This is a genomic window from Xanthomonas sp. D-109 (genome assembly GCF_017746095.1).
Taxonomy (GTDB): domain Bacteria; phylum Pseudomonadota; class Gammaproteobacteria; order Xanthomonadales; family Xanthomonadaceae; genus Xanthomonas_A; species Xanthomonas_A sacchari.
The window spans coordinates 1-6,434 of the sequence record NZ_JAGHWV010000044.1 but is presented as its reverse complement, the minus strand read 5'-3'; the positions used below and the strand labels follow the sequence as shown (position 1 = coordinate 6,434).

6 protein-coding genes are annotated in these 6,434 nt (G+C 70.0%); 2 read left to right on the top strand and 4 right to left on the bottom strand.

Going from position 1 to position 6,434, the window contains the following annotated elements; translation table 11 throughout:
• Positions 1-48: 48 nt before the first annotated feature.
• The 4 genes from J7357_RS21175 to J7357_RS21160 form a co-directional block, all read right to left on the bottom strand.
• Positions 49-669, bottom strand: coding sequence for a response regulator (locus tag J7357_RS21175; protein WP_209249499.1), 621 nt, complete (start codon positions 667-669; stop codon positions 49-51).
• On the bottom strand, positions 666-1,736 hold the full coding sequence (locus J7357_RS21170; RefSeq protein WP_209249497.1) for an ATP-binding protein: 1,071 nt from the start codon (positions 1,734-1,736) through the stop codon (positions 666-668). The genes J7357_RS21175 and J7357_RS21170 overlap by 4 nt, the downstream gene beginning before the upstream one ends.
• Positions 1,737-1,778: 42 nt before the next feature.
• Positions 1,779-2,507 (bottom strand): MgtC/SapB family protein, encoded by a 729-nt coding sequence (locus J7357_RS21165; RefSeq protein WP_010343028.1) that lies wholly within the window; start codon positions 2,505-2,507, stop codon positions 1,779-1,781.
• A gap of 126 nt (positions 2,508-2,633) precedes the next feature.
• Positions 2,634-2,960, bottom strand: coding sequence for a hypothetical protein (locus J7357_RS21160; RefSeq protein WP_209249495.1), 327 nt, complete (start codon positions 2,958-2,960; stop codon positions 2,634-2,636).
• A gap of 384 nt (positions 2,961-3,344) precedes the next feature.
• Between J7357_RS21160 and rmuC the strand changes: the two genes are divergently transcribed.
• A complete protein-coding gene (rmuC, locus tag J7357_RS21155) occupies positions 3,345-4,934 on the top strand; it encodes a DNA recombination protein RmuC (protein ID WP_209249493.1) in 1,590 nt (529 codons plus the stop codon).
• Positions 4,935-5,454: 520 nt separating this feature from the next.
• Positions 5,455-5,997 carry a glutathione peroxidase gene (locus tag J7357_RS21150; RefSeq protein WP_209249491.1) on the top strand — a complete coding sequence of 181 codons (543 nt, stop codon included), beginning with the start codon at positions 5,455-5,457 and terminating at the stop codon, positions 5,995-5,997.
• Positions 5,998-6,434 lie beyond the last annotated feature (437 nt).

Below are 6,434 nucleotides of genomic sequence, written 5' to 3'. Positions count from 1 at the left end.
CTGCATGACAGTTGACTCCTACGGAATACCGATGCGTCAGGACGTGTTCTACCGCCCCAGCCGCTCCGCCAGCCGCACCAGCTCCGCCAGCGAGCCGACCTCCAGCTTGCGCATCGCATTGCCGCGGCGCACCTTCACCGTGATCTCGCTGAGCTGCAGTCGCGCCGCCACCTGCTTGTTGAGCAGGCCCTGCACCACCAGTTCCACCACCTCGCGCTCGCCGGCGCTGAGCCGCGCCCAGCGCGCCTGCAGCTCGGCCTGCGCAGCCTCGGCCTCGCGGCGCGCGCGGTCGCGGGCGATGCCCTGGCCGATCGCATCGAGCAGGTCCTGGTCGCGGAACGGCTTGGTCAGGAACTCGATCGCGCCGTTCTTCATCGCCTCCACGCTCATCGGGATGTCGCCATGGCCGGTGATGAAGATGGTCGGCAGCGCCAGCCCGGCCTCGTGCATGGTGCGATGGAAGTCCATGCCGCTCTGCCCGGGCATGCGGATGTCCAGCACCAGGCAGCTCGGCGCGTCGGCGCGCGGATGCGCCAGGAAGTCGCGGGTCGAGGCGAAGGCATGCACCTGCAGGTCCACCGAGGCGAACAGGTCTTCCAGCGCGGCGCGGATCGAGGCGTCGTCGTCGATCAGGTACACCACCGGGCGGGCGCTCGCGTCGGTGGTCATGGCCGCACACCGTTGGCGGTGGGCAGGCACACGTGGAACACCGCGCCGCACGGTCGCCCCGGTTCGGCCCAGATGCGGCCGCCGCCGGCCTCGACGATGCTGCGGCTGATGCTCAGGCCGATGCCGATGCCGCCCTGCTTGGTGGTCCAGAACGCATCGAACAGGTGCGCCTGCGCCTGTGCGGACAGGCCTTCGCCGCTGTCGGCCACGCTCAGCCGCACCGAGCGTGCGTCCTCGCGTTCGGTGACGATGCGCAGCGTCCGCTGTGCCGGCGGCGTGGCGGCCATCGCCTCGATCGCATTGAGCAGCAGGTTGCCGATCACCTGCTGGATCTGCACCGGGTCGGCCGACACCGGCGGCAGCAGCGCCGACAGTTCGGTGTGCACGCTGACCGCGCTGCGCTCCAGTTCGCCCTGCGACAGCGCCAGCACCTCGTTGACCGCAGCGTTGAGGTCGAAGGCGCGCTGCTGCGGCGCTTCGCCACGGGTCAGGCTGCGCACCCGCGCGATCACCTCGCCGGCGCGCTCGGCATCGGCGAGGATGCGCGCCAGCGCCGCGCGCGCCTTGTCCAGATTCGGCGGCTGCTGGTCGAGCCAGCGCTGGCAGGCGTTGCCGCTGGTGACGATGGCCGCCAGTGGCTGGTTGACCTCGTGCGCGATCGAGGCGGTCAGGCTGCCCAGGCTGCGCACCCGCGCCAGCCGCAGCAATTGCGCCTGCGCCGCGTGCGCGGCGGCCTTGGCCCGTTCCATGCGCACCGCGATGGAGGCGGTGACCGCCACCACCACGATGCTGATCGCCGAGTTGATCACGCCGACCCGGTAGGCGCCGGCGTGGGTGAGATGGAAGCTGAGCACGACCAGCACCACGCAGATGCCGGCCAGTACGCCCAGCCCGGCCGGTGCCAGCAGCCGCACCGCGCCGAGGATCGCCACCGTATAGAACAGCGCCGCCGCCACCGCATAGTCGGTGACCGTGTCGGCGACGAAGATCGCGCCCAGCGCCAGGCCCAGCGCGGCCAGGCCGAGCAGGCGGCGGTGCGGCGGCAGCGGCTTGAACCAGGCGATCATCGGCGGCGTGGCATGGAAGTGACAAGGTTGGGCATGGCTGGCTCAGGCTTCGGCGCCGGCGTTCCAGAACGCCTGTTGTACACCCGGTTCGCCCTCCAGGCGCTGCACAACTTCATCCAGTTCCTCGGCGCGCACCGCGGTGGCATACAGCGTCGCGGCGATCTCCACGTCCCGCTGCCCGAACGGATGCTGCTCGACCTCGCGCGCCGGGTAGTGCGCCTCCTCCAGCAGTTCGATCAGCCGCTCGCGCACCTCGCCGTGCACCTCGCGCGCGCAGATCGCATAGAACATGTAGGTGGCTTCCAGCGAAGATTCCTTCAGCGGATGCCGGTTGATGCGGTTCACCATCGGCCGCAGCAGGGTATTGCTGAGCAGCACGAACATCGCCGCCAGCACCGCCTCGGCGACCAGCCCGGCGCCGGCGCAGGCGCCGACCGCGCCCGATCCCCACAGCGTGGCCGCGGTGTTGAGCCCGGTGACGTTGGCGCCCTCCTTCATGATCGCGCCAGCGCCGAGGAAACCGATACCGGAGACCACGTAAGCCACCACCTGCACCGCGCCCTGGGTGCCGCCATGGATCTCGAACAGGCGGTCGCCGAGCGAGACGAAGATCGCCGCGCCGACTGCGACCAGGGTGTTGGTGCGCAGCCCGGCGGTGCGCTGACGCACCTGGCGCTCGAAGCCGATGATCGCGCCGAGCACGAAGGCGGCGGTGAGGCTCACCAGGGTGTCGAGCAGCGAGCCGAGATTGAACAGGCGCAGGGCTTCCATCAGGGCGCGTTCCGGTAGGCGAGGGGAGCGAGCATGGCGGCTCCGGGGAAGGGAGTGGGAAGGGACAGGGTGCCGATGATGCCGCGGCGAGATGGCAACTCGTGCCGTGGCGGCCAGGCATGCGCTTCAGTGCATGCCGGGCCACCAGGCCAGCGCGGCATGCCGCCAGTGCGCGGCCGGAACGCTCGCCCCGGCCTCGTGCAGGCGCCGTTGTGCCGCATGCGGCAAGCGCGCACGGACGCGGATGCGGTCGGCGACGGACAGCAGCGACAGCGCATCGGCCATCACCCGCGGCGACTGCGCGGACAGCGCCAGCGCGAAGGCGCGGGCGCCATGGGCGGCGAGCAGATGGCGCAGCGCCTCGGTGCGGCGCATGGCGACCGCGGCGCGCAGCGCGCGCTGCAGGCAGCGCTGCAGGCGGAAACGACTGGAAAACAGCGAGAACACGAACATGACGACCTCCTTGCGGCGCGTGGCCGGAAAGGACGTCGCAGCGTGCGGGCAGCGTGCGTCTTCCGGCTCAGCGCCGGGCAGCGACCAGGCGAGGGGAGCGGTAGGGGAATGCGGCGCTGACGCCGCGTCGATGCGGATCGGGGTCCATGCTCGCCTCCGGTGTCAGGGGGAACGGATCGCGCCGAGCGCGACGGTCTGGCGCGGTCGGATGCCGCGGTACCGCCCACTGGCCTGACCAGGAGCGGGTGGCGCAAAGCTTGGCATGCGGCCCAGGTGTGCACCAGCCTGCATGAGGCCATGGCGGCGATACCAAGGTATATCCGCTCTCCTCCGCGTGCCGGCGCGTGGCGCAGCGATTGAGACGCGGCCGGCTACACTGGCCGCATGCAGAACGATGTCCATTTCCTGATCCTCGCCGGCCTGTTGTGCGCCGTCATCGCCCTGTTGCTGGCCGTGTTGCTGCGGCGGGGCAACCACACCGCGCTGGAGGCGGCCCTGCGCGAGGAGCAGCGCAGCGGCCGCGGCGAACTGCGCGAGCAGCTCGACAGCCTGGCCCGCCAGCAGGACGCGCGCAGCGAAGGTTTCGCCCGCCACCTGTCCGACCTGTCCACCCGCACCGATCAGCGCCTGGACCTGCTGCGCGAAGCGCTGACCGAGGACGCGCGGCGCGGCCGGGTCGAGGCCGGCGCCGCGCAGCAGCGCACGGCCGAGCTGCTGAGCCAGCGCCTGGTCGAGATCCGCGGCCAGCTCGATGCCTTCGGCCAGCAACAGGACGCACGCATGGCGCAGTTCGGCCAGCAGCAGGCCGAGTTGATCGCGCGCATCGACGCGCAGCTGGGCGCGTTGCGCGAGGCCTTGCTCGAGGACGCGCGCAAGGGCCGCCAGGAAGGCGCGGACGCGCAGCAGCGCTTCGCCGACACGCTCGGCCAGCGCCTGGGTGACCTGGTCCAGCGCAACGAGCAGCGGATGGGCGAGATGCGCAGCACCCTGGAGGAGCGGCTGAAGGAACTGCAGGCCGACAACGCGGCCAAGCTCGAACAGATGCGCGGCACCGTCGACGAGAAGCTGCAGACCACCCTCAACACGCGCCTGGACGCCTCGTTCAAGCTGGTCTCCGAACGGCTCGAGCAGGTCCAGCGCGGCCTGGGCGAGATGCAGCAGCTGGCCACCGGCGTCGGCGACCTCAAGCGCGTGCTGAGCAACGTCAAGAACCGCGGCGGCTGGGGCGAGGTGCAGCTGGAGAACATCCTCGAGCAGACCCTGACCCAGGAACAGTACGCGCGCGGCGTGCGGGTGCGCCCGGAGCGCAACGAGATGGTCGACTTCGCGGTGCGCCTGCCGGGCCGCGGCCACGAGGACACGCCAGTGTGGCTGCCGATCGACGCCAAGTTCCCGCGCGAGGACTACGAGCGCCTGCTCGACGCGCAGGAGCAGGGCGATCCGGAACTGGTGCAGGCGACGGGCGCGCAACTGGAGCGCGCGATCCGGGTGCAGGCCAAGTCGATCGGCGACAAGTACATCGCCCCGCCGCATACCACCGATTTCGCGGTGATGTTCCTGCCTACCGAGGGCCTGTACGCCGAGACCCTGCGCCGCCCCGGCCTGGCCGACCTGCTGCAGCGCGAGCACCGCATCGTCGTCGCCGGGCCGACCACCATCACCGCCCTGCTCAACAGCCTGCAGATGGGCTTCCGCACGCTCGCCATCGAAAAGCGCTCCAGCGAGGTGTGGGGCGTGCTGGCGGCGGTGAAGAGCGAGTTCGGCAAGTTCGCCGGCATCCTGGAAAAGGCAGAGAAGCAGATCAGCACCGTCGGCAAGAGCCTGGGCGAGGCCAGCCGCAAGACCCGCACCATCGAGCGCCGCCTGCGTGGCGTCGAGACCCTGGCCGATGCGCAGGCCGCGCCGCTGCTGGAACTGTCGCTGCCGTTGGACGATGCCGAGGCGGACGAGGCTGCGGGCGACGACCGGGAATGAGGGCCTGCGGTGCGCAGCGGCGAGTTGGGATGGCAGGCGTCGTGGCGGATACGTCGGCGCGGGATGGCGTGCGACCAACACGCGCCATGTTGGATGCAGCGCCGCGACCTGGACGGACCGGCGCGGCCGCTTCGTACGCGCACGCTGCGCCGATCGCGCAGCATGGGGGTGTCCTTGTCCTGCCTGCAGTGTCGATGCGATTCGACATCACGGATGCGTTGTCGTCTCCAGGCTGCTCGCCTGCTCGCCTGCTGGCCGATACGCGCGCTTCTGATCACGACGAGCGGCACATGTGTGGCGACGGCGCTTGTTTCTTCTGCGGTGGTCGCGCGCAGGTTTTGCGGGCGCGGCTGTCGCGGCTGAAGCCGCTCCTGCGGGAGCGCATGATCCGCAGCAAAAGCGGGTGGTACGTGCCGACACAGGCCAGCTGTCGGTGCGCTGAGTCACGCGGTCACGGCACTGCGTATGCCGCCCCGGCAGCGACTATGCTGGCGCTTCCTTTCGATCGAGGTAATGCCCCATGTCCGAGTCGCTGACCTCCATTCCGCTGACCCGCATCGATGGCCAGCCGGCCACCCTGGCCGAGTTCGCGGGCAAGGTGTTGCTGATCGTCAACGTCGCCTCCAAGTGCGGCCTCACTGCGCAGTACGCGGGCCTGGAAGCGCTGTATCGCGAGAAGCAGGCTGCGGGTCTGGAGGTGCTGGGTTTCCCGGCCAACGATTTCAAGGGCCAGGAGCCGGGCAGCGAGGCGGAGATCCAGCAGTTCTGCCAGCTCACCTACGACGTGACCTTCCCGATGTTCTCCAAGATCGCGGTCACCGGCGAAGACACCCATCCGCTGTACCGCGCGCTGATCGCCGCGCAGCCGCAGACGGAGGGCGAGGGCCCGATGCGCGAGAAGCTGGCCGGCTACGGTATCGAACCGAATCCGGCGCCGGGCGTGCTGTGGAATTTCGAGAAGTTCCTGGTCGGCCGCGACGGCAAGGTCCACGCGCGCTTCGCTCCGGACGTCACCGCCGAGGACCCGCGCCTGCGCGCGGCGATCGACGCGGCGCTGGGGTAACTGCGGTATTCGATGCAGTCAGGCGGTGCTTGGGTGAGCGGAACGTGCTGTTGTGGCGTCTAGGTAGTCGCTGACCGAGCCGGGGAGGTTGCGATGTGCTTGTTTTCGGGCGTCGCATGTCGCGGCTGAAGCCGCTCCTACGCAAGGCGTGCAGCATCGACGTGGTTGCCGTTGCCGTTGCCGTTGCCGTTGCCGTTGCCGTTGCCTCGGCTGTTGCTTGGCTTTGGCTGTTGCTCTGGCTTTTGATCTACCGGGTTCCCTTCCGAAGCGGCGGCCAGCGCGGGGAAACACCCGAAGGGCGGCGTACATGGATGTACGCCGTCCGCGGCAGGGGCAGGATGCCCCTTCCGCGGATCCCCGTGCTGGACGCGGACCCGGAGCGCGCAGCGCGGTGGGCGCGAAGGCAGGGGGCGCTTTATTTTTGTTTCCTTTTATTT